At 66.4% G+C, this 26787-nt stretch carries 25 protein-coding genes and 1 tRNA gene; 23 read left to right on the top strand and 3 right to left on the bottom strand.

The window, feature by feature from the left end:
- The first annotated feature begins 8 nt into the window (after positions 1-8).
- Positions 9-1145, top strand: coding sequence for a sodium ion-translocating decarboxylase subunit beta (locus ACIGFL_RS12770; protein WP_021444685.1), 1137 nt, complete (start codon positions 9-11; stop codon positions 1143-1145).
- Between the two features lie 82 nt (positions 1146-1227).
- Here the strand turns inward: ACIGFL_RS12770 and ACIGFL_RS12765 are convergent, their stop codons facing one another.
- Positions 1228-1554, bottom strand: a complete 327-nt coding sequence (locus ACIGFL_RS12765; RefSeq protein ID WP_031303295.1) for an Arc family DNA-binding protein — start codon at positions 1552-1554, stop codon at positions 1228-1230.
- 387 nt (positions 1555-1941) lie between these two features.
- Here ACIGFL_RS12765 and phnC point away from each other — a divergent pair, with 387 nt between their 5' ends.
- From phnC to ACIGFL_RS12695, 14 genes are all read left to right on the top strand, one after another.
- Positions 1942-2775 carry a phosphonate ABC transporter ATP-binding protein gene (phnC, locus tag ACIGFL_RS12760; protein WP_397497423.1) on the top strand — a complete coding sequence of 278 codons (834 nt, stop codon included), beginning with the start codon at positions 1942-1944 and terminating at the stop codon, positions 2773-2775.
- 54 nt (positions 2776-2829) lie between these two features.
- Positions 2830-3831, top strand: coding sequence for a phosphonate ABC transporter substrate-binding protein (gene phnD / locus ACIGFL_RS12755; protein WP_397497422.1), 1002 nt, complete (start codon positions 2830-2832; stop codon positions 3829-3831).
- 63 nt (positions 3832-3894) lie between these two features.
- Positions 3895-4686, top strand: a complete 792-nt coding sequence (gene phnE / locus ACIGFL_RS12750) for a phosphonate ABC transporter, permease protein PhnE (RefSeq protein ID WP_397497421.1) — start codon at positions 3895-3897, stop codon at positions 4684-4686.
- A gap of 35 nt (positions 4687-4721) precedes the next feature.
- Positions 4722-5426, top strand: a complete 705-nt coding sequence (gene phnF / locus ACIGFL_RS12745) for a phosphonate metabolism transcriptional regulator PhnF (protein WP_397497420.1) — start codon at positions 4722-4724, stop codon at positions 5424-5426.
- Positions 5427-5437: 11 nt separating this feature from the next.
- The gene (gene phnG / locus ACIGFL_RS12740) at positions 5438-5887 is read left to right on the top strand and encodes a phosphonate C-P lyase system protein PhnG (protein WP_397497419.1); all 450 of its coding nucleotides are present in this window, start codon (positions 5438-5440) and stop codon (positions 5885-5887) included.
- Positions 5887-6498, top strand: a complete 612-nt coding sequence (gene phnH, locus ACIGFL_RS12735) for a phosphonate C-P lyase system protein PhnH (RefSeq protein ID WP_397497418.1) — start codon at positions 5887-5889, stop codon at positions 6496-6498. The genes phnG and phnH overlap by 1 nt, the downstream gene beginning before the upstream one ends.
- Entirely contained in the window at positions 6498-7574 is a 1077-nt protein-coding gene (locus tag ACIGFL_RS12730; RefSeq protein ID WP_397497417.1) for a carbon-phosphorus lyase complex subunit PhnI, read from the top strand. The genes phnH and ACIGFL_RS12730 overlap by 1 nt, the downstream gene beginning before the upstream one ends.
- Positions 7574-8443: an alpha-D-ribose 1-methylphosphonate 5-phosphate C-P-lyase PhnJ gene (locus ACIGFL_RS12725; RefSeq protein WP_397497416.1), complete on the top strand. Its 870-nt coding sequence runs from the start codon at positions 7574-7576 to the stop codon at positions 8441-8443. Before ACIGFL_RS12730 ends, ACIGFL_RS12725 begins: the two co-directional genes overlap by 1 nt.
- Entirely contained in the window at positions 8440-9249 is an 810-nt protein-coding gene (gene phnK / locus ACIGFL_RS12720) for a phosphonate C-P lyase system protein PhnK (protein ID WP_143499372.1), read from the top strand. The genes ACIGFL_RS12725 and phnK overlap by 4 nt, the downstream gene beginning before the upstream one ends.
- Before the next feature lie 181 nt (positions 9250-9430).
- A complete protein-coding gene (phnL, locus tag ACIGFL_RS12715; RefSeq protein WP_397497415.1) occupies positions 9431-10147 on the top strand; it encodes a phosphonate C-P lyase system protein PhnL in 717 nt (238 codons plus the stop codon).
- Positions 10137-11282, top strand: coding sequence for an alpha-D-ribose 1-methylphosphonate 5-triphosphate diphosphatase (locus ACIGFL_RS12710; protein WP_397497414.1), 1146 nt, complete (start codon positions 10137-10139; stop codon positions 11280-11282). Before phnL ends, ACIGFL_RS12710 begins: the two co-directional genes overlap by 11 nt.
- Positions 11282-11839, top strand: coding sequence for a phosphonate metabolism protein/1,5-bisphosphokinase (PRPP-forming) PhnN (gene phnN, locus ACIGFL_RS12705; protein WP_397497413.1), 558 nt, complete (start codon positions 11282-11284; stop codon positions 11837-11839). Before ACIGFL_RS12710 ends, phnN begins: the two co-directional genes overlap by 1 nt.
- Positions 11830-12594, top strand: a complete 765-nt coding sequence (phnP, locus tag ACIGFL_RS12700) for a phosphonate metabolism protein PhnP (protein WP_397497412.1) — start codon at positions 11830-11832, stop codon at positions 12592-12594. Before phnN ends, phnP begins: the two co-directional genes overlap by 10 nt.
- Complete coding sequence (locus tag ACIGFL_RS12695) at positions 12591-13838, top strand: nitrate/nitrite transporter (protein WP_397497411.1); 1248 nt, start codon at positions 12591-12593, stop codon at positions 13836-13838. Before phnP ends, ACIGFL_RS12695 begins: the two co-directional genes overlap by 4 nt.
- Positions 13839-13892: 54 nt before the next feature.
- On the opposite strand, the gene ACIGFL_RS12690 is transcribed toward ACIGFL_RS12695, so the two are convergent.
- Positions 13893-14360, bottom strand: coding sequence for an Lrp/AsnC family transcriptional regulator (locus ACIGFL_RS12690; RefSeq protein ID WP_003247035.1), 468 nt, complete (start codon positions 14358-14360; stop codon positions 13893-13895).
- A gap of 198 nt (positions 14361-14558) precedes the next feature.
- Here ACIGFL_RS12690 and ACIGFL_RS12685 point away from each other — a divergent pair, with 198 nt between their 5' ends.
- From ACIGFL_RS12685 to ACIGFL_RS12675, 3 genes are all read left to right on the top strand, one after another.
- Positions 14559-18026 (top strand): indolepyruvate ferredoxin oxidoreductase family protein, encoded by a 3468-nt coding sequence (locus ACIGFL_RS12685; protein ID WP_397497410.1) that lies wholly within the window; start codon positions 14559-14561, stop codon positions 18024-18026.
- A gap of 81 nt (positions 18027-18107) precedes the next feature.
- A complete protein-coding gene (locus tag ACIGFL_RS12680) occupies positions 18108-19166 on the top strand; it encodes a Leu/Phe/Val dehydrogenase (RefSeq protein ID WP_397497409.1) in 1059 nt (352 codons plus the stop codon).
- Positions 19167-19242: 76 nt separating this feature from the next.
- Complete coding sequence (locus ACIGFL_RS12675; RefSeq protein WP_122108447.1) at positions 19243-20637, top strand: sodium-dependent transporter; 1395 nt, start codon at positions 19243-19245, stop codon at positions 20635-20637.
- 84 nt (positions 20638-20721) lie between these two features.
- Here the strand turns inward: ACIGFL_RS12675 and ACIGFL_RS12670 are convergent, their stop codons facing one another.
- Positions 20722-21198, bottom strand: coding sequence for a GNAT family N-acetyltransferase (locus ACIGFL_RS12670; RefSeq protein ID WP_397497408.1), 477 nt, complete (start codon positions 21196-21198; stop codon positions 20722-20724).
- A 122-nt stretch (positions 21199-21320) separates the two neighbouring features.
- Here ACIGFL_RS12670 and ACIGFL_RS12665 point away from each other — a divergent pair.
- The 5 genes from ACIGFL_RS12665 to ACIGFL_RS12645 all read left to right on the top strand — a co-directional run bounded on the left by ACIGFL_RS12665 (position 21321) and on the right by ACIGFL_RS12645 (position 26671).
- Positions 21321-21395 (top strand) — tRNA-Arg (locus tag ACIGFL_RS12665).
- A 309-nt stretch (positions 21396-21704) separates the two neighbouring features.
- Positions 21705-23042: a lysine N(6)-hydroxylase/L-ornithine N(5)-oxygenase family protein gene (locus ACIGFL_RS12660; protein WP_397497407.1), complete on the top strand. Its 1338-nt coding sequence runs from the start codon at positions 21705-21707 to the stop codon at positions 23040-23042.
- Entirely contained in the window at positions 23039-24238 is a 1200-nt protein-coding gene (locus ACIGFL_RS12655; RefSeq protein WP_397497406.1) for an MFS transporter, read from the top strand. Before ACIGFL_RS12660 ends, ACIGFL_RS12655 begins: the two co-directional genes overlap by 4 nt.
- Positions 24228-24812, top strand: a complete 585-nt coding sequence (locus tag ACIGFL_RS12650; RefSeq protein ID WP_397497405.1) for a GNAT family N-acetyltransferase — start codon at positions 24228-24230, stop codon at positions 24810-24812. Before ACIGFL_RS12655 ends, ACIGFL_RS12650 begins: the two co-directional genes overlap by 11 nt.
- Positions 24809-26671 (top strand): IucA/IucC family protein, encoded by a 1863-nt coding sequence (locus ACIGFL_RS12645; RefSeq protein ID WP_397497404.1) that lies wholly within the window; start codon positions 24809-24811, stop codon positions 26669-26671. Before ACIGFL_RS12650 ends, ACIGFL_RS12645 begins: the two co-directional genes overlap by 4 nt.
- The last annotated feature ends 116 nt before the right edge of the window (positions 26672-26787 follow it).

The raw sequence follows: 26787 nt of genomic DNA, 5'->3' as shown, positions 1-26787 counted from the left end.
AGCGCACCATGGAAAAGCTGCTCAAGCTCTGGCAGAGCACCGGCCTGTACCACCTGGAGCCCGGTCAGGCGTTCATGATCGCGGTGTGCATGCTGCTGATCTATCTGGCGATCAAGAAGGGCTTCGAGCCCCTGTTGCTGGTGCCCATCGGTTTCGGCGGCCTGCTGTCGAATATCCCGGTGGCCAATATGGCCGAGGGCGCCGGTTTCCTCCATCTGATCTATGAGGTGGGTCTGCCCACCAGCATCTTCCCGCTGCTGATCTTCCTCGGCGTCGGCGCCATGACCGACTTCGGACCGATGCTGGCCAACCCCAAGACCCTGCTGCTCGGCGCCGCCGCGCAGTTCGGCATCTTCGGCACCCTGCTCGGCGCCCTGGCGATCACCGCCATCGGCATTCCGGGGATGGAGTTCAGCCTCAAGGAGGCGGCATCCATCGCCATCATCGGCGGGGCGGACGGGCCGACCTCGATCTTCGTCACCTCCAAGCTGGCGCCGCACTTGCTCGGCCCCATCGCCGTGGCGGCCTATGCCTACATGGCCCTGGTGCCGCTGCTGCAGCCGCCGATCATGCGCGCGCTGACCACCAAGGAGGAGCGCGCCATCGTCATGCAGCAGCTGCGTCCGGTGGGGCAGACCGAGAAGATCATCTTCCCCATCGTGCTGTGCCTGCTGATCGGCATGCTGCTGCCGGACGCCGCGCCGCTGATCGGCATGTTCGCCCTCGGCAACCTGCTGCGCGAATGTGGCGTGGTCGAGCGCCTGGCCGATACCTCGCGCAACGCGCTGATCAACATCGTCACCATCTTCCTCGGTCTGACCGTGGGTTCCAAGCTGTCGGCCGAGGCCTTCCTGCAACTGAAGACCCTGGGCATCCTGCTGCTGGGCATGGTCGCCTTCTGCGCCGGCACCGCCGCCGGCGTGCTGATGGCCAAGCTGATGAATGTGTTCAGCACCCACAAGGTCAACCCGCTGATCGGCTCGGCCGGCGTCTCGGCGGTGCCTATGGCTGCCAGGGTGTCGAACAAGGTGGGGCTGGAAGCCAATCCGCAGAACTTCCTGCTGATGCACGCCATGGGGCCGAACGTGGCCGGGGTGATCGGCTCGGCAGTGGCGGCGGGGGTGCTGCTCAGCTTCGTCGGCTGAAGAAGGCGCGGAGTTCGCTCCGCGCCTTTAATACCCCCACAAAAAAACCGGCTCAAGGCCGGTTTTTTTGTGGGGGCTCGCCTCAGGCTTCTTCGGCGGCCATTTCCACGTCGTGGGCGATCAGGGCGACCAGGGCGTTCTGCTGGCGGCGCGACAGCTGACGGAAACGCTGCAGCAGTTCGCGCTCGTGCAGGCTCAGCTCGGGGCTGTCGAGACGCAGGTTGAGCTCGTCGCCCAGGGCGCCTTCCTGCAGCATGCTCTGCTCCAGGCGGGCGATGATTTCCGAGTTCATGCTGCGATGATGGTTGCGTGCTACGTCAGCGATACGCTCACGCATGCCATCGGGCAAGCGAACGACGAATTTGTCAGCCGTGCGGCTGGAATAGGTAGCCTGTTTCATAGGGCGCATACATTAAACCGGTTAGTTCAGGAGAGCGAGACTGGTAGTCAGTTTCAAGATTGTCACCGGTTTGACCATCTTTAGCACTAGCCGTTCAACCAGTATCGCGTTATGCGTCGTTATGACCTAAGGGTCATCTGAACAGTTCCTTGACGCCAATTACGTGTCGAATTTTGGGCCAGGTAAAGGCGATATGCCAGCACCGGCTGTCAGAAATGCGCAGTACTCGGCAGAAGTCGTGCTCGGGCTGTGCTCGGGCATAAAAAATTCAAGCTCCGGTCACTCGATCGTCATCCCAGTTTCACGGCTCTGACACAGCTTGTGCCTACCTTGGTCTACACCAGGTGGCGGCCAGGCGCCGCCTTCTTATCGCCAATGATAGTAGAGGGCCAGCCCATGCGCGCAGTGATTCGAGTCGACCGTCTGAACAAGAGCTTCGGCCGCAAACAGGCGTTGCTCGACCTGGCGCTGTCGGTGCAGCCGGGCGAGATGGTGGCGCTGATCGGTGCCTCCGGCTCGGGCAAGTCGACCCTGCTGCGGCATTTGGCCGGCCTGGCCTGCTGCGACCGCACCGGCGGCGGCAGCATCGAGGTGCTTGGTCGCCAGGTGCAGGCCGAAGGCCGCTTGAACGGCGAGGTGCGTCGCCTGCGTGCCGACATCGGCTACATCTTCCAGCAGTTCAATCTGGTCGGCCGCCTCAGCGTGCTGCAGAACGTGTTGCTCGGCGGCCTGGGCCGCATGCCGCGCTGGCGTGGCAGCCTCAGCCTGTTCAGCGCCGAGGAGAAGCAGCGCGCCATGGACGCCCTCGAACGGGTCGGGCTGGCCGATTTCGCTGCCCAGCGCGCTTCCACGCTATCCGGCGGCCAACAGCAGCGCGTGGCCATTGCCCGCGCCCTGTGTCAGCAGGCCGAGGTGATCCTCGCCGACGAGCCGATCGCCTCGCTCGATCCCGAGTCGGCGCGCAAGGTGATGGAAATTCTCGCCGACATCAACCGCCGCGACGGCAAGACGGTGGTGGTGACCCTGCATCAGGTCGACTACGCGGTGCGCTACTGCCAGCGCGCCGTGGCGCTCAAGGGCGGGCGCATTCATTTCGACGGACCCACCGCAAGCTTCAACCCCGACTTCCTCAATGACCTCTACGGCGGCGATCTCGATATCAGCCTGCTGCTGCCGCAAGGGCAGCGCCCACGCGCCGTGGAACGTCCGCTGACGCTGGCCAAGGCCTGACGTCACTTTCCTCATTCGAAAAACCAACGCCAACTAGCAACAGGAGTGTGCTCCATGTTCAAACGCATCGGCCAGGTGCTGGCTGCTTCCGCGCTCATCACCGGTTCCCTGCTGGGCTCGGTCCAGGCCGCCGAGGAACTCAACTTCGGCATCATCTCCACCGAGTCCTCGCAGAACCTCAAGGCCATGTGGGATCCCTTCCTGGCTGACATGAGCAAGCAGACCGGGGTGAAGATCAACGCCTTCTTCGCTCCGGACTATGCCGGGATCATCCAGGGCATGCGCTTCGACAAGGTCGACGTGGCCTGGTACGGCAACAAGTCGGCGATGGAAGCGGTGGACCGCGCCGGCGGCGAGATCTTCGCCCAGACCGTGGCGGCCAACGGCGCGCAGGGTTACTACAGCCTGCTGGTAGCGCACAAGGACAGCCCGATCGACTCGGTCGAGGACATGCTCAAGAATGCCAAGAGCCTGACCTTCGCCAACGGCGACCCGAACTCCACCTCCGGTTACCTGGTGCCCGGTTACTACGTGTTCGCCCAGAACAACGCCGACGCCGGCAAGATCTTCAAACGCTCGCTCAACGGCAGCCACGAGGTCAACGCACTGTCGGTGGCCAACAAGCAGGTCGATGTCGGCACCTTCAACAGCGAGGGCATGGAACGTCTGGAAATCACCGCGCCGGACAAGGCCGCGCAGCTCAAGGTGATCTGGACCTCGCCGCTGATTCCGTCCGATCCCATCGTCTGGCGCAAGAACCTGCCGCAGGAAACCCGCGACAAGCTGCGCGACTTCTTCATGACCTACGGTGCCAAGGCGGAGGAGAAGAAGGTGCTCGAGGGCCTGCAGTGGGGTCAGTTCAAGGCTTCCGATAACGATCAGTTGCTGCCGATTCGTCAGCTCGAGCTGTTCAAGAAACGCACCGAAGTGGCCAACAACGACAAGCTCAAGGATGCCGACAAGCAGGCTCAGCTCAAGGAACTGGACGCCGAACTGGCCAAGCTCGAGCAGCGCATGGCCGAGCTTGAGAAGCAGGGCGGCGCCAGCGCCGGTTGATCCTGGCAGCCCCTCGGCATCGACCGAGGGGCTGACTGCAGTCGTTTTCCCCGAGATGCCTCGATGACCACTTTGACCACCCATACCCCGACCGTCGATAGCAAACGCAGCTGGTTGCAGTTGATCGGCTGGGGCCTGTTCTGCGCCGTGCTCGCCTGGTCCTGGCAGGGCGCGGAAATGAACCCGCTGGCGCTGGTGCGCGATGCCGGCAACATGGCCACCTTCGCCGCCGACTTCTTCCCGCCGGATTTCAGCAACTGGCAGCACTACCTCAAGGAAATGGTCGTCACCGTACAGATCGCCCTGTGGGGCACGGTGCTGGCCATCGTCTGCGCCATTCCGCTGGGCATCCTCTGTTCCGAGAACATCGTGCCCTGGTGGGTCTACCAGCCGGTACGCCGGGTGATGGATGCCTGCCGTTCGATCAATGAAATGGTCTTCGCCATGCTCTTCGTCGTCGCGGTCGGCCTCGGTCCCTTCGCCGGCGTGCTGGCGCTGTTCATCAGCACCACGGGGGTGCTGGCCAAGCTGTTCGCCGAGGCGGTCGAGGCCATCGATCCGGGCCCGGTCGAAGGCGTGCGTGCCACCGGTGCCAGTGCCCTGCAGGAGGTGATCTTCGGCGTCATCCCGCAGGTGCTGCCGCTGTGGATTTCTTACTCGCTGTACCGCTTCGAGTCCAACGTGCGCTCGGCCACCGTGGTTGGCATGGTCGGCGCCGGCGGCATCGGGGTGATCCTCTGGGAGGCCATTCGCGGCTTCCAGTTCGCCCAGACCTGCGCCCTGCTGATCGTGATCATTCTGGTGGTGAGCGCCATCGACATCCTCTCCCAGCGCCTGCGCAAACTCTTCATCTAAAGGAGATGGGCGCCTGCGAGCGCCTTTCTTAAGCCATGCACTTGTCTAGACGAATCGAACCGCTGTACCGCGAGCTGGCCGCCGTGCTGCGCGAGGAGCTGCAGCGCATGAGCCCGGGCGACTACCTGCCGGGTGAGCTGCAACTGGCTGCGCGCTTTGCCGTCAACCGCCACACCCTGCGCCGCGCGGTGGACGAGCTGGTGCTCGAAGGCCGCCTGCTGCGCCGCCAGGGCAAGGGCACCCAGGTGCTGGCCAAGCCGCTGGTGTATCCGGTGGAAGCGGGCAGCGCCTTCAGCCAGTCGCTGTCGGCGCTCGGCCACCGCGTCGAGGCCAGACTGATCGAGCGCCTGAGCCGCACTGGCAGCAGTGAGGAATGCCAGCATTTGCAACTGCCCGACGGCAGCGAATTGATCGAGCTGACCACCCTGCGCCTGCTCGAAGGCCAGCCGCTGAGCCTGATCCGCCACCGTTTCTGCGCCAGCCTGGCGCCACTGTTGGCCGACTACCAGGGCGGTTCGCTGCGCCAGTACCTGGCCGAGCGCGACCTGCCGCTGGCGCGCACTTTCAGCCTAATTGGTGCGCGTCTGCCCAGCCGCGAAGAAGCCGCGCACCTGCTGATGCCGCGCCATGCGCCGCTGCTCAGCGTACTCACCCTGTCCCGCGACCCCGCTGGCCGGGCGGTGGAGCTGGCGCAGTCCAGTAGCCGCGCCGACCGCTTCCAGTACCAGGTAGCGACCTGATGGAGACCCGCATGAACGACCTTGATCCGAACATCGCCGCGCGCCAGCGCTGGATGGGCGTGCTGGCCCGCGCCGGTGACGCCCTCGATGCCCACGAGGCGGCGCTGAAAGACAGCGCCTATCAGCTGATCCGCGCCCCCGAGGTAGGCATGACCCTGGTGCGCGGGCGCATGGGTGGCACCGGCAGCGCCTTCAACCTCGGTGAGATGACCGTGACCCGCTGCGTGGTGCGCCTGGCCGACGGCCGTACCGGCTACAGCTACCTGGCTGGTCGCGACAAGCGCCGCGCCGAACTGGCCGCCCTGGCCGACGCCCACCTGCAGGGCGGTGACCAGGCGCGCTGGCTCGTTGACCTGATCGAACCCCTGGCCCGCCAGCAGCGCGAACAGCGACTGGCCCGGGCCGCACAGACTGCCACCACCCAGGTGGAGTTCTTCACCCTGGTCAGAGGAGAGGATTGATGACTACGCCGCACAGCTCGCACTGGCTGCAACCGGCTTTCGACGACCCGGTGCTGGACGCCCAGCTCAGCTTCCGCGCCGCCCTCGCTGCCCTGGCCGAACCGGGTATGCCACGGGCCATGGACCGTGCCCACGCGCTGGGTGGTCTGACGCCGGCCACTTATGGCCTGTGCCTGGCCTTTCTCGACAGCGACACGCCGCTATGGCTGGCGCCGCGCTTCGATACACCGTTGATTCGCGCCAACCTGGCCTTCCACTGCGGTTGCCCGATCGTTGCCGAGCGCGAGATCGCCCTGTTCGCCCTGCTCGATGAGAGCGAACTGGATGATTTGTCGGATTTCGACAACGGCAGCGAGCGCTACCCGGATCAGTCCTGCACGCTGCTGATCCAGCTCGACGATCTGCACGCCGGCCCGGCCCTGCGCTGGCGCGGTCCGGGCATCAAGGATGTGCGCAGCGTCAGCCTGCCGCTGCCGGCCACGTTCTGGCAGCAACGCCAGGCGCGCAGTGCCTTTCCCCGTGGCCTGGATTGCTTCTTCGCCGCTGGCGGCGAGGTCATCGGCCTGCCGCGCAGCACCCGCGTGCTGATCGAGAACGAGGAGGCCGCCTGATGTATGTCGCCGTCAAGGGTGGCGAACGCGCCATCGACAATGCTCATCAGCTGCTGGCCAATCGTCGCCGTGGCGATACTTCCATCGCCGAACTGAGCGTGCAGCAGGTGCGCCAGCAACTGCCGCTGGCCGTGGCCCGCGTCATGAGCGAAGGCTCGCTGTACGACGAGGAACTGGCCGCGCTGGCGATCAAGCAGGCAGCCGGTGACCTGATGGAGGCCATCTTCCTCTTGCGCGCCTACCGCACCACGCTGCCGCGCTTCGGTGCCAGCGAGCCGCTGGATACCACGCAGATGCAGCTGGTGCGGCGCATTTCCGCGACCTTCAAGGACCTGCCCGGCGGTCAGCTGCTCGGCCCGACTTTCGATTACACCCACCGCTTGTTGGACTTCGCTCTGCTGGCCGAGGGCGAGTATCCGGCGCCGGAAGCAGTCGCTACCGATGAGCCCAAGCCCTGTCCGCGAGTGCTGGACTTTCTCGCTGACGAAGGGCTGATGGCCCGTGAGACGGACGACGGCGCGCCGGTGCCCGATATCACCCGCGAGCCGCTGGCCTTTCCCGCCAGCCGCGCCGAGCGTCTGCAGGCGCTGGCCCGTGGCGACGAGGGCTTCCTCCTGGCGCTGGGGTATTCCACCCAGCGCGGCTACGGGCGCAATCACCCCTTCGCTGGGGAGATCCGCATCGGCGATGTCGAGGTGTGGATGACGCCCGCCGAACTGGGCTTCGCCGTGCCGCTGGGCGACATCGAAATCACCGAATGCGAGATGGTCAACCAGTTCGTCGGGGAAAGCGCCGAGCAGGCGCAGTTCACCCGCGGCTACGGCCTGGCCTTCGGCTACGCCGAGCGCAAGGCCATGGGCATGGCCCTGGTCGACCGCGCGCTGCGTGCCGGCGAGTACGGCGAAGAGGTGCAGGGCCCGGCGCAGGAAGAGGAATTCGTGCTGATGCACTGCGACAACGTCGAGGCTGCCGGCTTCGTCTCGCACCTCAAATTGCCGCACTACGTCGACTTCCAGGCCGAACTGGAACTGATCCGCAAGCTGCGCCGTCAGGCGCCGGCAGAGGAGAACCGCTGATGAACCTTTCCATCGCAAGCGGCGCCCACGAGGCGTCGGCCTACAACTTCGCCTATCTGGATGAGCAGACCAAGCGCATGATCCGCCGCGGTCTGCTCAAGGCGGTGGCGATCCCCGGTTACCAGGTGCCTTTCGGTGGCCGCGAGATGCCTCTGCCCTATGGCTGGGGCACCGGCGGCATGCAGCTGACCGCCGCCATTCTCGGGGCGAACGATGTGCTCAAGGTCATCGATCAGGGCGCTGACGACACTACCAACGCGGTGTCGATCCGCCGCTTCTTTGCCCGTACAGCAGGTGTCGCCACCACCGAACGCACGATGGAGGCCAGCGTGATCCAGACCCGCCACCGCATCCCGGAAATGCCGCTGTCGGCCGGGCAGATCATGGTCTACCAGGTGCCGATTCCCGAGCCGCTGCGCTTTATCGAGCCGAGCGAGCAGGAGACGCGGACCATGCATGCGCTGGAGGATTACGGCGTGATGCATGTGAAGCTGTACGAGGACATCGCCACCTTCGGCCATATCGCCACCGCCTACGCCTATCCGGTGACGGTGGACGAGCGCTACGTGATGGACCCCTCGCCGATCCCGAAATTCGACAACCCCAAGCTGGACATGAGCCCCGCGCTGATGCTGTTCGGCGCCGGTCGTGAAAAGCGCCTGTACGCAGTGCCGCCCTTTACCCGGGTGGTTAGCCTGGACTTCGAGGATCACCCCTTCGCGGTCCAGCAGTGGGACGAGTGCTGCGCCTTCTGTGGCAGCAGCGAGTCCTACCTCGACGAGTTGATCGTCGACGACGCCGGCAGCAAGCGCTACGTCTGCTCCGACACCGACTACTGCCGCCAGCGTACCGAGGAGAACCTGCAATGAGCGCCGCCGAACGTCTGCAACCTGCCGTGGCAGCGGCCGAGCCGCTGTTCTCGGCGCGCGACCTGACCCGCCTGTACGGCCCGGAAAAGGGTTGCCAGGGCGTGAGTTTCGACCTCTATCCCGGCGAGGTGCTGGGCATCGTCGGCGAGTCGGGATCGGGCAAGTCCACCTTGCTCAGCCTGCTCTCCGGCCGTTGCCGACCGGATCGCGGCAGCGTGAGTTATCGCGCGCGCAGTGGTCAGTGGCTCGACCTGTACAGCGCCAGCGAGGCCGAGCGGCGCACGCTGCTGCGCACCGAGTGGGGCTTCGTCGAGCAGAACCCGCGTGACGGCCTGCGCATGGCGGTGTCGGCCGGCGCCAACATCGGCGAGCGGCTGATGGCTCAGGGCGTGCGCCACTACGGAGAGCTGCGCGCCGCCGGGCTCGACTGGCTGAGCCAGGTGGAGATCGACCCGGCGCGCATCGATGACCTGCCGCGCACCTTCTCCGGTGGCATGCAGCAGCGCCTGCAGATCGCCCGCAACCTGGTCTCCGCGCCGCGCCTGGTGTTCATGGACGAGCCCACCGGTGGGCTGGACGTATCAGTGCAGGCGCGCCTGCTCGACCTGCTGCGCGGCCTGGTGCGCGAACTGGACCTGGCGGTGGTGATCGTCACCCACGACCTGGCGGTGGCGCGCCTGCTGGCCGACCGCCTGATGGTGATGCGCCGCTCGCGCGTGGTGGAGGCGGGGCTGACCGACCAGATTCTCGACGACCCGCAGCATCCCTATTCGCAGCTGCTGGTGTCGTCGGTGTTGCAGCCATGACTGAGAGCTGCCCGCTTGCGCATTACGCGGGATGTAGGGCGGGTGTAACCCGCCACGGCAATGGCGGGTTACACCCGCCCTACGGCCTGCAACCGTCAACCCGTAGCCCGGATGAAATCCGGGAAGCCCGTGCCCGCCACCCCCGGATTGCATCCGGGCTACGACAGCAATCGAGGTGTGTATGAACAACCTGATCGAGGTCAGCGGCCTCAGCAAGACCTTCACCCTGCACCAGCAGAACGGCGTCGTCCTGCAGGTGCTGCGTGATCTGAATTTCGCCGTGCGCGGTGGCGAGTGTCTGGTGCTGCACGGCCAGTCCGGCGCCGGCAAGTCGACCCTGCTGCGCACCCTGTACGGCAACTATCTGGCGGCCGGCGGCAGCATTCGCATCCGTCACCAGGGCGAGCCGGTGGAGCTGGTCGGCGCCGAACCACGCCAGGTGCTGGCGGTGCGTCGGCACAGCCTGGGCTACGTCAGCCAGTTCCTGCGGGTCATCCCGCGCGTCTCGACCCTGGACGTGGTGATGGAGCCGGCGCTGTCACGCGGCTGGACGCGCAGCGACGCCGAGGCGCGGGCCAAGAGCCTGCTGAGTCGGCTGAATATCCCCGAGGCGCTGTGGCAACTGGCGCCGGGCACCTTCTCCGGCGGTGAGCAGCAGCGCGTCAACATCGCCCGCGGCTTCATGGTCGAGTGGCCGGTGCTGCTGCTGGACGAACCCACCGCCTCGCTGGACGACGCCAACCGCCAGGTGGTGCTTGAGCTGATCAATGAGGCCAAGGCCGCGGGCAGCGCGCTGATCGGCATCTTCCACGACCGCATCGCCCGCGAGGCGGTGGCCGACCGTTACCTCGACATGAGCGCCGCCGCGGCGCAACCGGAGTACGTCTATGTCGTCTGAGCAGATTCTCAGCAACGCCCGTATCGTTACTGCCGAACGCGAGTTCCTCGGCTCGCTGCTGCTGCGTGACGGGCTGATCGCCGCGGTGGATGAGGGCACCAGCCGCCTGCCGCAGGCCCAGGACCTGGGCGGCGACTACCTGCTGCCGGGGTTGGTGGAGTTGCACACCGACAACCTGGAAAAGCACATGACCCCGCGCCCTGGTGTGGACTGGCCCTCGGCTTCGGCGGTGCTGACCCACGATGCGCAGATCGTCGCCGCTGGCATCACCACGGTATTCGATGCGCTGTCCATCGGCGACATCAACCCGCGTGGCCGGCGCATGCAGCAATTACCCGCGATGATCGAGGCCATTGCCGCCGCCGAGGCGGCCGGGCAGACCCGCGCCGAGCACCGCCTGCACCTGCGCTGCGAGCTGTGCCACCCCGATGCTCTGACCATCTACCGCGACCTGGTGGAGCACCCGTTGGTGGCGCTGGTGTCGGTGATGGACCACTCACCCGGCCAGCGCCAGTTCGCCAAGGTGGAGAAGTATCGCGAGTACTACATGGGCAAGTACCACCTGAGCCCGGCGGAGATGGAGGATTTCCTTCAGGAGCAGATCGCCAACTCGCGCCAGTACAGCGACCGCCAGCGTCGCGCCATCGTCGAGGACTGCGACAGCCGGGGTATCTCGGTGGCCAGCCACGACGATGCAACCCTGGCCCATGTGCAAGAGTCGGCCGGCTTCCGCATGGCTATCGCCGAGTTCCCCACCACCCTGGAAGCGGCCAAGGCCAGCCACGAGCTGGGGCTGAAGGTGCTGATGGGCGCGCCGAACCTGGTGCGCGGCGGCTCGCACTCGGGCAATATCGCCGCCGCGGAACTGGCGCGTCACGGCGTACTGGATATCCTCTCCAGCGACTACTACCCGGCCAGCCTGCTGCATGCGGCCTGGCTGCTCGCCGGGCAGGACAACGACTATGATTTGCCTGCGGCCATCGCCACCGTAAGCCGCGCGCCGGCCAGGGCGGCCGGACTGGATGATCGCGGCGAGATCCGCGTCGGTCTGCGCGCCGACCTGGTACAGGCCAGGGCGCATGGCCAGCAACCGGTGATCCAGCAGGTGTGGCGCCAAGCACGAAGGGTATTCTGATGCAGGGCAGGTTGATCTATCTGATGGGGCCTTCGGGCTCGGGCAAGGACAGCCTGTTGCAGGCCGCGCGTGCGCCGCTGGAGGCGCACGGCTGCCGTTTCGCCCGGCGGGTGATCACCCGCAGCGCCGAGTCCGTCGGCGAGGACGCGCTGGGCGTCACCCCGGCAGAGTTCGAGCGCCTGGAAGGCGAGGGTGCCTTCGCCCTGAGTTGGCGTGCCAATGGCCTGGCCTACGGCATCCCGCGCGAGATCGACGACTGGCTGAGCGCCGGCCAGGACGTGCTGATCAATGGCTCGCGCGGTCATCTCGAGGCGGCTCGTCAGCGCTATCCGCAGCTGCTGGCGATATTGCTGCAGGTCGACGAAGCGGTGCTGCGCCAGCGCTTGCTAGCCCGTGGCCGGGAAACGCCGGAGCAGATCGAGCAGCGCCTGGCGCGCAGTCGCAAGTTGCAGCAGGAGGATAGGGAACGCACTGTCATCCTCGACAACTCCGGCCCCCTGCAACAAACCGTCAGCCGCCTGCTGCATCTGCTCGATGAGACCCGCCAATGCGCCTGACCCTGCTTGGCACCGGCGATGCCCGTCAGGTGCCCGTGTACAACTGCAGTTGCCCGGCCTGCGATGCGGCGCGCGTGTATCCGGCGCGGCGCCGTGGCCCCTGTTGCGCGCTGATCGAATGCGGCGCGCAGCGCTGGCTGATCGACAGCGGCCTGACCGATCTCACCGAGCGCTTCGCGCCGCACAGTCTCAGCGGCATTCTGCAGACCCACTACCACGCCGACCACGCCCAGGGCCTGTTGCACCTGCGCTGGGGCCAGGGACTGGTGATTCCGGTACATGGTCCGGATGACCCGGAGGGCCTGGCCGATCTGTACAAGCACCCCGGCATTCTCGACTTCAGCCAGCCGTTCGCCGCCTTCGAGCGCCGCGCATTGGGTGAGTTACGGGTCACCGCGTTGCCGCTGACGCATTCCAAGCCGACCTTCGGTTACCTGTTCGAAGGGCAAGGGCTCGAAGGGCAGGGCCGGCGCATCGCCTACCTTACCGACACGGTCGGCGTACCCGAGGCCAGCTGCGCCGAGCTGGATCGCGCGCCGCTGGATCTCTTGGTGCTCGATTGCTCCACCGCGCCGCAGCCGCTGGCGCCGCGCAACCACAACGACCTGACCCGCGCGCTGGAGGTCATCGAACGTTTGCAGCCGAAGCAAGCGGTGCTGACCCATATCGGCCATAGCTTCGACGCCTGGTTGCTGGATCATCCCGACGCGCTGCCGCCGGGGGTGACGCTGGCCAGCGACGGGCGCGTGCTGTGAACAACGCCCGTCGCCTGACGTTGCTGCTGTGCACGGCCGAGACCCTGGGCATGGCCGGCTTCGCCCTGTTCGCCGCGCTGCTGCCGGAGTTCCAGCAGCTGTGGGGGCTCTCCAACACCGAGGCGGGCTGGATCGGCGGCGGCTTCTTTCTCGGCTACATGCTCGCCGTGCCGGTGCTCACCGGCCTGACTGACCGTCACGACGCGCGACTGATCTACCTGGCGGCCATGCTGCTGACGGCGCTGGCCAGTGCCGGTTTCGTCTTCGCCGAAGGCTTCTGGTCGGCCTTGGCCTGGCGGGTGCTGGCCGGTATCGGCCTGGCCGGCACCTATATGCCAGGACTCAAGGCGCTCTCCGAGCGTATCGACGGCGCCGCGCAGTCACGCGCCATCGCCTTCTACACCGCCAGCTTCGGCCTGGGCACGGCGCTGTCCTTCATTCTCGCCGGCGAGCTGGCCAAACTCGGCGGCTGGCAATTGCCGGCGCTGCTCAGCGGCGCCTGCGCCTTGCTGGCCTGGGCCATGGTGCAGTGGGGGCTGGCGCCCAAACCGGTGGTGGCCCATGAGCCACGCCGGCTGCTGGACCTGGCGCCGCTGAAAAGCCGCGCGGTGCTGGCCTACTGCCTGGCCTATGCGGTGCACAACCTGGAGCTGTTCGCCCTGCGTGCCTGGCTGGTGGCCTTCGTGGTGTTCGCCGGGCGCTTGCAGGGCGTCGAGCCCTGGCTGTCCGCCACCTGGGTGGCGATGCTGGCGACCCTGATCGGCATGCCGGCGAGCATCCTCGGCAACGAGCTGGCGCTGCGGGTCGGCCGTGAGCGCTGGCTGATCGCGGTGATGCTGATGTCGGCGCTGCTGGCCGGGCTGATCGGCCTGGGCGCGGCGCTGCCTTTCTGGGCGTTGCTGCTGTTGATCCTGCTCTACGCGGTGACCGTCACCGCCGACTCCGCCTCGCTCACTGCCGGGCTGATCGGCGCCGCGCCGGCCAGCCACCGCGGCGCGGCCATGGCGCTGTATTCCTGCACCGGCTTTACCGGCGCCTTCCTCGGCCCGCTGCTGTTCGGCATGTGCCTCGACGCTCTGGGCGACGACCGGTTGCTCGGCTGGTGGGCGGCCTTCGCCCTGATGGGGCTGCTGCTGTTGCTCGGGCCGCTGGCCTTGCGCTGGGCGGGGGCGGCCCCTGGGGATTCCGGGGCAGAGGCGACTTTGGTACGCACGGCGCAGCCTGGGGGCCAACGGCTGCCTTAGGCCTCGGCTTGCGCTCGCCGGACTGATACAGGGTGCGCACGGCCCGCGGCGGCCCTAATCCAACGGCAGCTCGGTGGTGCGTTTGACCTCGCTCATGGCGATATGCGAGTGCGCCTCCTGCACGTGCGGGCGCTGCAGCAGGTGGTCGCGCAGAAAGCGCTCGTAGTCGGCGATGTCGCGCGCCACCACCTTGAGCAGGTAGTCCGAGCCGCCGGCCATGGTGTAGCACTCCAGCACCTGCGGGTAGCCCACCACCGCCTGCTCGAACTCTTCCAGATTGCCGCGACCGTGGGCCGACAGCTTGATGTCGACGAACACCGTCATGCCCAGGCCCAGCTGCTTGGGGTTGAGCAGGGCGACCTTGCGTTCGATCAGGCCTTCCTCCTGCATGCGGTGAATCCGCCGCCAGCACGGCGATTGCGACAGCTCGACCTTTTCCGCCACCTCGGCGGCGGACAGGTCGGCGTCGTGCTGCAGTAGGCGAAGAATCTTGCGGTCGATGGGGCTCAGCTTGTCCTGCATGACTGTTTCCATTTTCTTGTGATTGTTGGAAGGATCATGCGCAGTATCAGCAATTCGGCCTGCAAATAGAAAGAAAAAAGCGGAACTCCTCGGTCATGATCTTTGCCAGTCGTCCCGTACAGCGATCCTGGCGGGGCAGAACAGGGTGGCACCTACCGTTGCCATCCCCGCTCTCCATAAGAATAAGAGGAGCACCCCATGTCACTGGCCGAGATCCGCCTGGATGACAAGTACCGTCTCGCCACCGGTCACCTCTACCTGACCGGCACCCAGGCGCTGACCCGCCTGCCCATGCTGCAGAAGCAGCGTGACGCCGCCCATGGTCTGAACACCGCCTGCTTCATTTCCGGTTACCGCGGCTCGCCCCTGGGCAACCTGGACAAGAGCCTGTGGGACGCCAAGCAGTACCTCAAGGACAACCACATCCACTTCCAGCCCGGGGTCAACGAAGAGCTGGCCGCCACCGCCTGCTGGGGCAGCCAGCAGACCAGCCTGTTCCCCGGCGCGCGCTACGACGGCGTGTTCGCCATGTGGTACGGCAAGGGCCCGGGTGTGGATCGCTGCGGCGACGTGTTCAAGCACGGCAACTCGGCCGGCGTCTCCCCCCATGGCGGCGTGCTGCTGCTGGCAGGCGACGACCATGGCTGCAAGTCTTCGAGCATCGCCCACCAGAGCGAGCACGCCTTTATCGCCGCCTCGATTCCGGTGTTGAACCCGGCCAACGTTCAGGAAATCCTCGACTACGGCATCATCGGCTGGGAACTGTCGCGCTACAGCGGTTGCTGGGTGGCGCTGAAGACCATCGCCGAGAACGTCGATTCCTCGGCCGTGGTGGATGTCGATCCGCTGCGGGTCGAGGTGAAGATTCCCACCGACTTCAAGCTGCCGGAAGACGGTGTGCATATCCGCTGGCCGGACCCGCCCCTGGTCCAGGAAAAGCGCCTCAACACCTACAAGATCTACGCTGCGCGTGCCTTCGCCCTGGCCAACAACCTCAATCAGATCAAGCTCGATTCGCCCAACCCGCGCCTGGGCATTATCACCACGGGAAAATCCTATTTGGACGTGCGCCAGGCGCTCAACGACCTCGGTCTGGACGAGGCGCTCTGCGCCCAGGTCGGCCTGCGCGTGCTCAAGGTCGGCATGAGCTGGCCGCTGGAGCCGGTGTCGGTGCACGAGTTCGCCGAGGGCCTGGACGAGATTCTGGTGGTGGAGGAAAAGCGCAGCATCATCGAGGACCAGCTGACCGGTCAGCTCTACAACTGGCCGGTGGGCAAGCGCCCGCGAGTGGTCGGTGAGTTCGATGAGGACGGCAATTCGCTGCTGCCGAACCTCTCCGAGCTGACCCCGGCGATGATCGCCCGGGTGATCGCCAAGCGCCTGGCACCGATCTATTCCAGCCCGGTGATCGAGGAACGCCTGGCCTTCCTCGCCGCCAAGGAGGCGGCGCTGGCTGCGCCCAAGCACCACACCGCGCGCACCCCGCATTTCTGCTCCGGCTGCCCGCACAACAGCTCGACCAAGCTGCCGGAAGGCAGCCGCGCCCTGGGCGGCATCGGTTGCCACTACATGACCCAGTGGATGGACCGCAACACCGACACCTTCACCCAGATGGGCGGCGAGGGCGCCACCTGGATCGGCCAGGCGCCGTTCACCGACACCCCGCACGTGTTCCAGAACCTCGGCGACGGCACCTACTTCCATTCCGGCCAGCTGGCCCTGCGCGCCTCGGTCGCCGCCGGGGTCAATATCACCTACAAGATTCTCTACAACGACGCGGTAGCCATGACCGGCGGCCAGCCCATCGACGGCGAGCTGCGCATCGACCAGCTCAGCCAGCAGGTCTATGCCGAGGGGGTCAAGCGCATCGCCCTGGTCAGCGACGAGCCGGACAAGTACCCGACCCGCGCCACCTTCGCGCCAATCGTCACCTTCCACCATCGCCGCGAGCTGGACGCCGTGCAGCGTGAGCTGCGCGAGTTCAAGGGCGTGTCGGTGATCCTCTACGATCAGACCTGCGCCACCGAGAAGCGCCGCCGGCGCAAGCGCGGCAAGCTTGTGGATCCGCAGAAACGCGCCTTTATCAACCCGGCGGTGTGCGAGGGCTGCGGCGACTGCAGCGTCAAGTCCAACTGCCTGTCGGTGCTGCCGCTGGAGACCGAGCTGGGGCGCAAGCGCGAGATCGACCAGAACGCCTGCAACAAGGATTTCAGCTGCCTGGAAGGCTTCTGTCCGAGCTTCGTCACCGTGCATGGCGGTAGTCTGCGCAAGCCCGAGGCGGTTGGCCTGGGCGCGCTCTTCATCGCCCTGCCGGAGCCGCGCCAGCCTGCGCTGGAGCGTCCGTGGAACATCCTCCTGCCCGGCGTCGGCGGCAGCGGCGTGACCACGGTCGGCGCGCTGCTGGGCATGGCCGCGCATCTCGAAGGCAAGGGCTGCACGGTGCTGGATCAGGCCGGCCTGGCGCAGAAGTTCGGCCCGGTGGTCACCCATATCCGCATCGCCGCCAAACAGGAGGCTATCTACGCGGTGCGCATCGCCGCCGGCGAGACCGATCTGCTGCTCGGTTGCGACCTGGTGGTTTCCGCCAGCGAAGAGGCCCTGGCCAAGCTCAACGACAAGATCGCCCATGCGCTGGTCAACAGCCACGAGGCGGCCACCGCCGAGTTCACCCGCAACCCCGATGCCCAGGTGCCCGGCGCCGCCATGCGCGAGGCCATCGTCGAGGCGGTCGGCGCGGCCAAGACCCAGTTCGTCGATGCCACCCGTCTGGCTACCCGCCTGCTTGGCGACAGCATCGCCACCAACCTGTTCATGCTCGGCTACGCCTATCAGAAGGGTCTGGTGCCGGTATCGGCCGAAGCCATCAACAAGGCCATCGAACTCAACGGCGTGGCCGTGCAGCTCAATCAGCAGGCCTTCCTCTGGGGCCGTCGCGCCGCCCACGACCTCGCCGCGGTGGAGAAGCTGGCCGCGCCCAAGGTGGTCGAGGCGCCGCGTTGCCAGAGTCTGGAGGAGATCGTCGAGGATCGTGCGCAGCGTCTGAGTGCTTACCAGAACGCCGCCTACGCCGCGCGCTACCGCGAGCTGGTCGAGCGCGTGCGCCAGGCCGACACTGACGCCGAGCAGCGCCTGAGCAAGGCGGTGGCACGCTATTACTTCAAGCTCCTGGCCTACAAGGACGAGTACGAGGTGGCGCGCCTTTACAGCGACGCCGCCTTCCGCAAGCAGCTCGAGGCCCAGTTCGAGGGCGACTACCAGCTGCAGTTCCACCTGGCGCCGAGCTGGCTGAGCAAGCCCGATCCGGTCACCGGTCAGCCGCGCAAGCGCGCCTTCGGTCCCTGGATGCTCAAGGCCTTCGGCGTGCTGGCGCGCTTCAAGTTCCTGCGCGGCACGGTGCTCGATCCGTTTGGCCACAGTGCCGAGCGCAAACTCGAACGCGAGCTGATCGAAGAGTACGAGGCGACCGTCGCCTATCTGCTCGCCGAGCTCGATGCCGGCAACTACCGCACGGCGGTGGCCCTGGCCGAGATTCCCGAGCAGATCCGCGGCTACGGCCACGTCAAGGAAGCGGCGCTGGCCAAGGCACGTGAGCAGGCCGCGCAGCTCAAGGCGCGCATGGCCGTCAGCGAGATCGCCGCGGTGCAGCTGTTCGAACCGGCCGCCTGATCCTTCCCCCGTCACCCCTTGCCACCCCCTCCCGTCTGGGAGCGGGGCGGCCTTTTACAATCCGATACCCGAGGTAACCCGATGTCCGTCTTCACCCACGTCGACTTCGATCAGCACGAACAGGTGGTCTACGGCCACGACAAGGCCAGCGGCCTGAAAGCCATCATCGCCATCCACGACAGCACCCTCGGCCCGGCCCTGGGCGGCTGCCGCATGTGGAACTACGCCTCGGACGAGGAGGCGCTGCGCGACGTGCTGCGCCTGTCGCGCGGCATGACCTACAAGTCGGCCCTGGCGCGCCTGCCGCTGGGTGGCGGCAAGGCGGTGATCATCGGCGATCCGCACACCGGCAAGAGCGCGGCGCTGTTCCAGGCCATGGGCGATTTCGTCGACAGCCTCGGCGGGCGCTACATCACCGCGGCGGACTCCGGCACCGGCGTGGCCGAGATGCAGATCATGGCCGAACGCACCCGCCACGTGGCTGGCGCCGGCCAGCGCGAAGCCTTCGGTGGCGGCAGCCGCGATGGCGATCCGTCGCCGTCCACCGCCTACGGCGTGTTCATCGGCATCCAGGCGGCGGTAGCCCATCGTCTCGGTCGCCAGGATCTTTCCGGCATCCGCGTGGCCATCCAGGGCGTCGGCCAGGTCGGCTTCGGCCTGGCCAAGCTGCTCAAGGACGCCGGCGCCCAGCTGTGGGTGACCGATATCCAGGCCGCCAACGTACAGCGCGCGGTCGCCCAGCTCGGCGCCACCGCGGTCGGCCAGCACGATATCTACGGCCTCGATGTGGACGTCTTCGCCCCCTGCGCCCTCGGCGCCATCGTCAATCCGCAGACCCTGGAGGCGCTGCGCGCGCCGATCATCGCCGGCGCCGCCAACAACCAGCTGGCCGACGCCAGCCTGGCCGAGACCCTGCGTCGTCGCGAATGCCTGTACGCGCCGGATTACGCGATCAACGCCGGCGGCATCATCGATGTCTGCTACGAGCGCACCGGCGGCAGCGCCGCTCAGCTCAGGGCGCATATCGAAGGCATCGGCCCGACCCTGACGGAGATCTTCCAGCGCGCCGAGCGCGAGGGCGCGACCACCACCGCGATCGCCGACCGCATGGCCCGCGAGCGCCTGCAGGGCGGCCTCTGAGCCGCGCGCACCGAACCCGGGGTGGCTCGACCACCCCAGGCTCCTGACTTTCACAACAACAAGAGGGCAAGTCCCAATGAGTCAAGACAGCATCGCCGCCGGCGCCTTCGCCGGTGCCTCCAGCAGCGCCGGCCGAGGCCTGTGGTCGTCGCGCTGGGTGTTCTTCCTCGCCGCCACCGGCTCGGCCGTGGGCCTGGGCAATATCTGGAAGTTCCCCTATATCACCGGGCAGAACGGCGGCGGCGCCTTCGTCCTGGTCTACCTGGCGTGCATCCTGGCCATCGGCATCCCGCTGCTGATGGCCGAGGTGATGATCGGCCGCCGCGGCCGCGCCAACCCCGAAGGCGCCTTCGCCGCCCTGGCCAAGGAGGCGCGGGCCAGTCGGCACTGGCGCTGGCTGGGTACCCTGGCGGTGCTGACCGGCTTTCTCATTCTCAGCTTCTACACGGTGATCGCCGGCTGGGCCGTGGCCTACACCCCGGCGGCCATGAGCGGCAGCTTCGCCGGGTTGAACGGTGAGAGCAGCGGCGCGTTGTTCGGCGCCATGTTGGCCGACCCTTGGCAGCTGGCCGGCTACGGCACCCTGGTGCTGGCGCTGACCCTGGGCATCGTCGCCTTCGGCGTGCGCGGCGGCCTGGAGCGCTCGCTGCGTTTCCTCATGCCGGGGCTGTTCATCCTGCTGCTGGTGCTGGTGGGCTATGCCGCCACCACTGGGCATTTCATGCAGGCGGTGCATTTTCTCTTCGACGCCGACTTCAGCAAGCTCAGCGCCCAGGGCGTGCTGGTGGCGCTGGGGCATGCCTTCTTCACCCTCAGCCTGGCCAGCGGCGCGATGATGGCCTACGGCTCCTACCTGCCGGCCGGCACCTCGATCGCCAAGACCGCGCTGATGGTGGCCCTGGCCGATACCGGGGTGGCGCTGCTGGCCGGCCTGGCGATCTTCCCGCTGGTGTTCGCCAACGGCCTGGAGCCGGGCGCGGGGCCGGGGCTGATCTTCGTCACCCTGCCGATCGCCTTCGGCCAGATGCCCCTGGGCCAGCTGGTCGGCGGGCTGTTCTTCATCATGCTGGCGATCGCCGCGCTGACCTCGGCGATCTCCCTGAGCGAGCCGACCATCGCCTGGCTGACCGAGAAGTTCGGCATCAGCCGCTTCAGGGCGGTAGCGCTCAGCGGTATCGCCCTGTGGCTGCTGAGTCTGGGCACTGTGCTGTCGTTCAATGCCTGGAGCGAGGTGACCCTGCTGGGCAAGACCTTCTTCGACAGCCTGGATTACCTGACCACCAACCTGCTGATGCCGCTGGGCGGTCTGGCCACCGTGCTGTTCGCCGGCTGGGCGCTGAGCCGCAAGACCGTGCAGGAGGCCATCGGCATCGAGCAGCCCGGTCTATTCGCGCTGTGGTGGCAGGTGCTGCGGGTGGTCACCCCGCTGGGCATCCTAGTGGTGTTCCTGCATAGCCTCGGGTTGTTCTGACAACCGCTGGAAGGCGGATGGATAAGGCGTCATCCACCCTAGGTCGGGTAGGGTGGATAACGCGCAGCTTATCCACCAAAGGCCTCAATCCAGCGCCAATGCCAAGCTGACGCCATGGGGCCGGAAGCCCAAGCCCTCATAGAAACGGTGCGCGGCCTCGCGGCTCTGGCTGCTCGACAGCGCCAGCTTGTAGCAGCCCCAGGCGCGGGCCTGCTCCGCTGCGCGCTGCATCAGCGCCTGGCCGATACCCAGGCCGCGCGCCTCGCCGTCGACCACCACGTCTTCGAGGATCGCCGAGCGGGCGAAGTTGTGCGCCAGGTGTTCGATCAGGATCAGGGTGCAGGTGCCGAGCAGTTTGCCGTCGCGTTCGGCCACCAGCACCAGGCGATCCTTCGCCGGCTCGGCGAGGCGCAGGGCGAGCAGGGCGGCGTCGGGCGGCGGTTCGTCTTCGCCCAGTTGCTGCAGCAGGGCGGCCAGCGGCTTGGCGTCGGCGCTGCAGGCGGCGCGGATGACGTAAGCGGCGAAGGGCGAGTCGGGCAGGGTATCGGTGAGGCTCGGCATGGCGTGGCTCCCGGGCGGTGGGTCGAAGGAGTATGGCGCGCTGTGCGTGGCGGTGGCATGACAAATCCGTGCGACGCCGCTAAGATGCCGCCCGGCCTTCGCGATCCCTTGCGCGCGGCCTTGTCCCCTTAGTTCAACGGATAGAATAAGCCCCTCCTAAGGGCTAGATGCTGGTTCGATTCCAGCAGGGGACGCCACCTTCATCCTCTCCGATCCGCCGCGGTTCTCCGCACTTTCCTCTGATTCAGAACGACCGCTCTCCGCTATCGGCCGCGTTTCAGGTGCCTGACATGGCGCTTGTGAATGCCTCGCTTGACCCCCTTTGAAAGCCCGCGGGACCTCTAAACCGCGGCTTCTGTTCCCCTGGTCTCCGTCCCGACTCGCCTTTGAAAGGCCGTGCTAAGACGTACGTCTCTATATCAGCATTTATTCTTATATGCTGTTGCAAATCATTATCAACAAGGTCTAGTATCCGCCCACTTTCATCCGGACTGATGAGGCGCGACATGACCACGGAATTGCCCTACGACTTCATAGCCATAGGCCTGGGGCCTTTCAATCTCGGGCTGGCATGCCTGGCGGAGCCTCTGGGGACCCGCAGCCTGTTTCTCGACCGAAAGGCCGAATTCAGCTGGCACCCCGGCATGCTGCTGGACGGCACCACGCTACAGAATCCCTTCCTTGCCGATCTGGTCTCGATGGCCGATCCCACCAGCCGTTTCAGCTACCTCAACTACTGCAAGCAGCAGGGCCGCTTGTACAACTACTACATCCGTGAAAACTGGTACCTGTCGCGCCAGGAGTTCGACCGCTATTGCAAGTGGGCGGCGGCGCAGCTGGACAACCTGCGTTACCAGCATGAGGTGCAGGAGATCTGGTACGACGCCGCGCTGCCCGGTTATGTCCTGGCAGGGGTGCGTGGCGATACCGGCGAAGGCTTTCAGTACAGCTGCCGCAAGCTGGTGATCGGCATCGGCGGCGTGCCGCACGTTCCCGCCTGCTGCAGCCCAGGCGACGTCCGCCAGGCGCTGCATACCTCGGCTTACCTGGGGAGCAGGCAGGCGCTGCAGCGGTGCCGCAGCATCACCGTGATCGGCAGCGGGCAGAGTGGCGCCGAGGTCTTTCAGGACCTGCTGGAGCAGGCGCCGCAGCATGGCTACCAGCTGAACTGGGTGACCCGTGCGCCGCGCTTCTTCCAGATGGAGAACGCCAAGCTCACCCTCGAGTTGATCACCCCCGACTACGGCCGCTATTTCTACGGCCTCGCCGACGGGGTCAAGCAGCAGATACTCGATGACCAGCGCAGTATCTACAACGGCATCAATCAAGCGCTGATCGAGCGCATCTACCAGACCCTCGACGAGCGTCAGCAGCAGGGCCTTGCCGGTGTCCGGCTGCTGCCCAACCTGGCGTTGCAGCAATGCCGGCGGGACGCTGCCAGCGGGCAGTGGCAGCTGGAGTTTCAGCACGCCCAGACGGGCGCGCGCTATGGCCACGCCACCGACGGCCTGGTGTTCGCCACCGGCTATCGCTACCAGCTGCCGAGCTTCATCGAAGGCATTCGCGAGCGGATTCGCTGGGATGCCCAGGGGCGTTACGCACCCTCGCCGAACTGGGCGGTGGATCATCGGGACCGCGAGATCTTCGTGCAGAACGTCGGCTTGCACAGCCATGGCCTGACCAACCCCGATCTCGGCCTGGCCTGCTGGCGCAACGGGCGCCTGCTCAACCAGCTGACCGGGCACGATGCCTACCCTTGCGAGGCGCGCACCGCCTACCAGGACTTCCAGCCGCCGGCCGACAGCGGCTTCGTCGCGCTCGGGCAGGGGGGCGTTTCTGCATGAACCTGCGCACCACCATTCTGATCATGTCGGGCTTCGGCGTGATCAGCGATTCGATTCTGATCGCCTTCTACCCGCAGTTCTTCGAAACCCGTTACGGCGTGACCAGCCCGGTGCACGTGGGGGCCTATATCGCCGCCATCTCGATTGCGGTGATGTGCATGCTGCCGGTCTGGGCACGGGTCGCCAGGCGCATCGAGACCATGCACCTGCTGCTCTACACCCAGGGGGCGGCAGCGCTGTTCTGCCTGGCCTCGATCTGGGCGCCGAGCGTCGAGAGCTACTGGGGGCTGAGCCTGATGATGTTCATGACCAAGGCCAGCTACCTGCTGATGTTCCCCTACCTGATGCGCCTGGAGGAGCCGCAGAACCACAGCCTGGTGATCGGCCTGCTGTCGGTGGTCATCCATATCGGCGCGATCTTCGGCGCTGCCGTCGGTGGCATGGCGCTGGAGCATCACGGGCCGAGTTTCTGCATTGCCCTGATGGCCGCCGGGGATCTGGCGCAGATGGCACTGTGTCTCTACCTGATCCGCACGGGACGGGTGGTCAAGGTACTCAGCCGCGAGGAGCAGAGCGGCCAGGCGCCGGTACCGCGGCGCAGCCCGCAGGCGCTGTCGGCGCTGCTCAAGCTGTGCCTGCTGATGTTTCTCTTCGACTTCAGCGCCTACCTGGTGCGGCCGTTCTTCACCCTGTACTGGGAGGCGCGCACGGGGCTGCACGAGCCGCTGCTGACGGGGCTGGTGTTCGCCATCCCCGGCATCGTCGCCTTGCTCGCATTGCTGTTCAAGCACCTGGTCGCGCAGCAACCGCGCTGGGTCGATCACACCCTGTTCAACCTGTTGCTCGGTGCGCTGGGCCTGGCGCTGCAGGCCAGCGACTCGCTGGAGCTGATCATCGTCGGCCGCTGCCTGTATGGATGGGCGCTGTATCAGGTGATCGTCAAGCTCGAGGTCACCCTGTTCAAGGTCAGCACGCCGGATGCCTATGCCCGCGACTTCGGCGTGACCAACTTCTTCCAGAATCTCGGCGTGCTGCTGTCTTCGTTCGGCGCCGGGTTCCTGGTCAACCTGGTCGGTATTCCGCTGACCTTCGTCATCGCTGCGGCAGGCCTGCTGCTGACGGCGATCATCGACCGCGGCTGGTTCGGCGTCGACCGCCGGCATGCCGCTCCGGGAGAACTCTGCCATGCCAACTGAAGCCATTGCGCTGAGCCGTCCGCGGGCGTTGCTCGATCCGCATTTCACCTTGCGGCCGCTGCGCCTCGACGAGGATGTCGCGGTGATCCACCCCTGGTACCAGATGGATTACGCCCACTACTGGAACATGCAAGACATGACCCTGGAGGCGACCCGCGACTTCTACGCCGACGCCATGGGCAGTGGCCATATGCGCGCGTTCATGGGTTTCTACCGTGGCGCGCCGGCCTTCGTCATGGAGTGCTACGACCCCCGGCACGACCCGCTGGGCAAGCTCTATGCGGTGCGGCCCGGCGATCTCGGCATGCACTTTTTCGTCGGCCCGAGCACCCAGCCGATTCGCCACTTCACCCGTGACGTGCTGCGCGCGGTGATGGCCTTTCTCTTCGACGAACTCGCTGCCCGCCGGGTGGTGGTGGAGCCGGACATTCGCAATCACAAGGTACACCGCCTCAACCGCCTGGTCGGTTTCGTCGAGCAAGGGCCCGTGGAGCTGCCTGCCAAGACTGCACTGCTGGCGTTCTGCACGCCCGCCGATTTTTTCCAATCACTTGAAGGATCAAGCCCGCTATGACTTCTCCTCGTCTGGATCATCCTGTCGCTGCCGTCGCCCACCTCACCCCGGAGCTGTGGCGCAAGGTCAATCGCTTGCTGGTGCGCAAGGCCATCGCCGAATACGCCCACGAGCAGCTGTTCGACCCGCAGCCGCTGGGCGCGGCCGAGCGCGCAGGCTGGCAGCGCTACGAGCTGGCAGCCGACACCGAGGGCTGCGTGTACCGCTTCGAAGCGCGCACCATGGCCTTGCGTCATTGGCATATCGAGCCGGCCAGCATCGAACGCCTGCTCGATGGCCAGCCGCAGGCGCTCGATGCGCTGACCTTCGTCATCGACCTCAAGCGTACGCTGGGTATTCCGGCGGACAAGCTGCCGGTGTACCTGGATGAAATCAGCAGCACGCTCTACGGCGCCGCCTTCAAGCACGGCGAGCGCGCGCTGAGCAGCGCCGAGCTGGCCGACGCCGACTACCAGACCATCGAGGCGGCGATGATCGAGGGCCACCCAGGCTTCGTCGCCAACAACGGCCGCCTGGGCTTCAACGCTTTCGACTACCACGCCTACGCACCGGAAACCGGCTCGCGCTTCGCTATCATTTGGCTTGCTGTGCACCGCGACAACGCGCACTTCGCCGCCGTGCCCGGGCTGGACCACGAGCAACTGCTGCGTGAGGAACTGGGCGAGGCGCAACTGCAGGCCTACCGCCAGCAATTGCAGGAGCAGGGGCTGAATGCCGATGACTACCTGCTGATGCCGACCCATCCCTGGCAGTGGTTCAGCAAGCTGAGCCTGATGTTCGCCGCCGACATCGCCCAGCGCAAAATCGTGCCGCTGGGGCGCAGCAGCGACGAGTATGTGGCCCAGCAGTCGCTGCGCACCTACTACAACCTGTCGCAGCCGCAACGCTGCTACGTGAAGACCTCGCTGTCGATCCTCAACATGGGCTTCATGCGCGGCCTGTCGCCTTACTACATGGCCGGTACGCCGGCGATCAACGCCTACCTCGACCAGTTGATCGGCAGCGACCCGGTGCTGCGTGAATACGGTTTCAGCATCCTGCGCGAAGTCGCCTCGGTGGGTTATCGCAACCGCTACTACGAGGCGGCGCTGGAGACCGACAGCCCGTACAAGAAGATGCTGTCAGCGCTGTGGCGGGAGAGCCCCGGTAGCCGCCTGAAAAGCGGCGAACGGCTGATGACCATGGCCGCGCTGTTGCACGTCGACCCACAGGGCCAGGCGCTGCTGCCCGAGCTGATCCGCCGCTCCGGGCTGACCCCGCGGGCCTGGATGCGCCGTTACCTGGATGCCTTCCTGCGACCACTGATGCACTGCTTCTATGCGCACCACCTGGTGTTCATGCCGCATGGCGAGAACCTGATTCTGGTGCTCGACGGCCATGTACCGGTGCGCGCGATCATGAAGGACATCGCCGAGGAGTCGGCGATTCTCGACAAGGACGCGCAGATGCCGCCGGGGCTGGAGCGGTTGGCCGTGGACGTGCCGGAGGACTACAAGATTCTCGGCATCTTCATCGACGTGTTCGACGGCGTGTTCCGCCATATGAGCCAGATCCTCGAAGAGAACCAGTGCATGAGCGAGGCCGAGTTCTGGCGTGGTGTCGCCGAGTCGGTGATCGACTATCAGCGCGCGCACCCGGAGCTGGCCGAGCGCTTCGCGCGCTACGACTTCTTCGCGCCGAGCTTCCTGCATTCGTGCCTGAACCGCCTGCAGCTGAAGAACAACCTGCAGATGGTCGACCTGGCCAACCCGGCGGGCAGCCTGATCATGGCCGAGCCGCTGGCCAACCCGGTCGCCCCGTTCGCGCCGCGCAGCGAGCACGAGCCGGTGCCACGGCGTAGCGCCGAGCTGCAGCGCTAGCTGCCCGCCCCGTCAGGCGGCGCCTGGCGGGGCAACGACTTCCATGGCCCGGATTGGGTCATAGCCCAGAGCCTGAGGCGTTGCTGCGCCGACGCGGGCGGGATCGGTGCAGGCCG

It is taken from the genome of Pseudomonas sp. NPDC077649 (assembly GCF_044542855.1).
GTDB lineage: Bacteria > Pseudomonadota > Gammaproteobacteria > Pseudomonadales > Pseudomonadaceae > Aquipseudomonas.
This window is presented reverse-complemented; position numbering and strand designations above follow the sequence as displayed.

Bases quoted from the DNA above. Each gene is read 5' to 3' on its own strand.
- ACIGFL_RS12670 (WP_397497408.1), bottom strand. From the start codon at position 21,198: ATGCCGAGCCTCACCGATACCCTGCCCGACTCGCCCTTCGCCGCTTAC.
- phnH (WP_397497418.1), top strand. From the start codon at position 5,887: ATGACTACGCCGCACAGCTCGCACTGGCTGCAACCGGCTTTCGACGAC.
- ACIGFL_RS12675 (WP_122108447.1), top strand. From the start codon at position 19,243: ATGAGTCAAGACAGCATCGCCGCCGGCGCCTTCGCCGGTGCCTCCAGC.
- phnP (WP_397497412.1), top strand. From the start codon at position 11,830: ATGCGCCTGACCCTGCTTGGCACCGGCGATGCCCGTCAGGTGCCCGTG.
- phnC (WP_397497423.1), top strand. From the start codon at position 1,942: ATGCGCGCAGTGATTCGAGTCGACCGTCTGAACAAGAGCTTCGGCCGC.
- phnN (WP_397497413.1), top strand. From the start codon at position 11,282: ATGCAGGGCAGGTTGATCTATCTGATGGGGCCTTCGGGCTCGGGCAAG.
- ACIGFL_RS12730 (WP_397497417.1), top strand. From the start codon at position 6,498: ATGTATGTCGCCGTCAAGGGTGGCGAACGCGCCATCGACAATGCTCAT.
- ACIGFL_RS12645 (WP_397497404.1), top strand. From the start codon at position 24,809: ATGACTTCTCCTCGTCTGGATCATCCTGTCGCTGCCGTCGCCCACCTC.
- ACIGFL_RS12690 (WP_003247035.1), bottom strand. From the start codon at position 14,360: ATGCAGGACAAGCTGAGCCCCATCGACCGCAAGATTCTTCGCCTACTG.
- ACIGFL_RS12650 (WP_397497405.1), top strand. From the start codon at position 24,228: ATGCCAACTGAAGCCATTGCGCTGAGCCGTCCGCGGGCGTTGCTCGAT.
- ACIGFL_RS12685 (WP_397497410.1), top strand. From the start codon at position 14,559: ATGTCACTGGCCGAGATCCGCCTGGATGACAAGTACCGTCTCGCCACC.
- phnL (WP_397497415.1), top strand. From the start codon at position 9,431: ATGAACAACCTGATCGAGGTCAGCGGCCTCAGCAAGACCTTCACCCTG.
- ACIGFL_RS12770 (WP_021444685.1), top strand. From the start codon at position 9: ATGGAAAAGCTGCTCAAGCTCTGGCAGAGCACCGGCCTGTACCACCTG.
- phnE (WP_397497421.1), top strand. From the start codon at position 3,895: ATGACCACTTTGACCACCCATACCCCGACCGTCGATAGCAAACGCAGC.
- phnK (WP_143499372.1), top strand. From the start codon at position 8,440: ATGAGCGCCGCCGAACGTCTGCAACCTGCCGTGGCAGCGGCCGAGCCG.
- ACIGFL_RS12655 (WP_397497406.1), top strand. From the start codon at position 23,039: ATGAACCTGCGCACCACCATTCTGATCATGTCGGGCTTCGGCGTGATC.
- ACIGFL_RS12725 (WP_397497416.1), top strand. From the start codon at position 7,574: ATGAACCTTTCCATCGCAAGCGGCGCCCACGAGGCGTCGGCCTACAAC.
- phnD (WP_397497422.1), top strand. From the start codon at position 2,830: ATGTTCAAACGCATCGGCCAGGTGCTGGCTGCTTCCGCGCTCATCACC.
- phnG (WP_397497419.1), top strand. From the start codon at position 5,438: ATGAACGACCTTGATCCGAACATCGCCGCGCGCCAGCGCTGGATGGGC.
- phnF (WP_397497420.1), top strand. From the start codon at position 4,722: ATGCACTTGTCTAGACGAATCGAACCGCTGTACCGCGAGCTGGCCGCC.
- ACIGFL_RS12660 (WP_397497407.1), top strand. From the start codon at position 21,705: ATGACCACGGAATTGCCCTACGACTTCATAGCCATAGGCCTGGGGCCT.
- ACIGFL_RS12765 (WP_031303295.1), bottom strand. From the start codon at position 1,554: ATGCGCCCTATGAAACAGGCTACCTATTCCAGCCGCACGGCTGACAAA.
- ACIGFL_RS12710 (WP_397497414.1), top strand. From the start codon at position 10,137: ATGTCGTCTGAGCAGATTCTCAGCAACGCCCGTATCGTTACTGCCGAA.
- ACIGFL_RS12680 (WP_397497409.1), top strand. From the start codon at position 18,108: ATGTCCGTCTTCACCCACGTCGACTTCGATCAGCACGAACAGGTGGTC.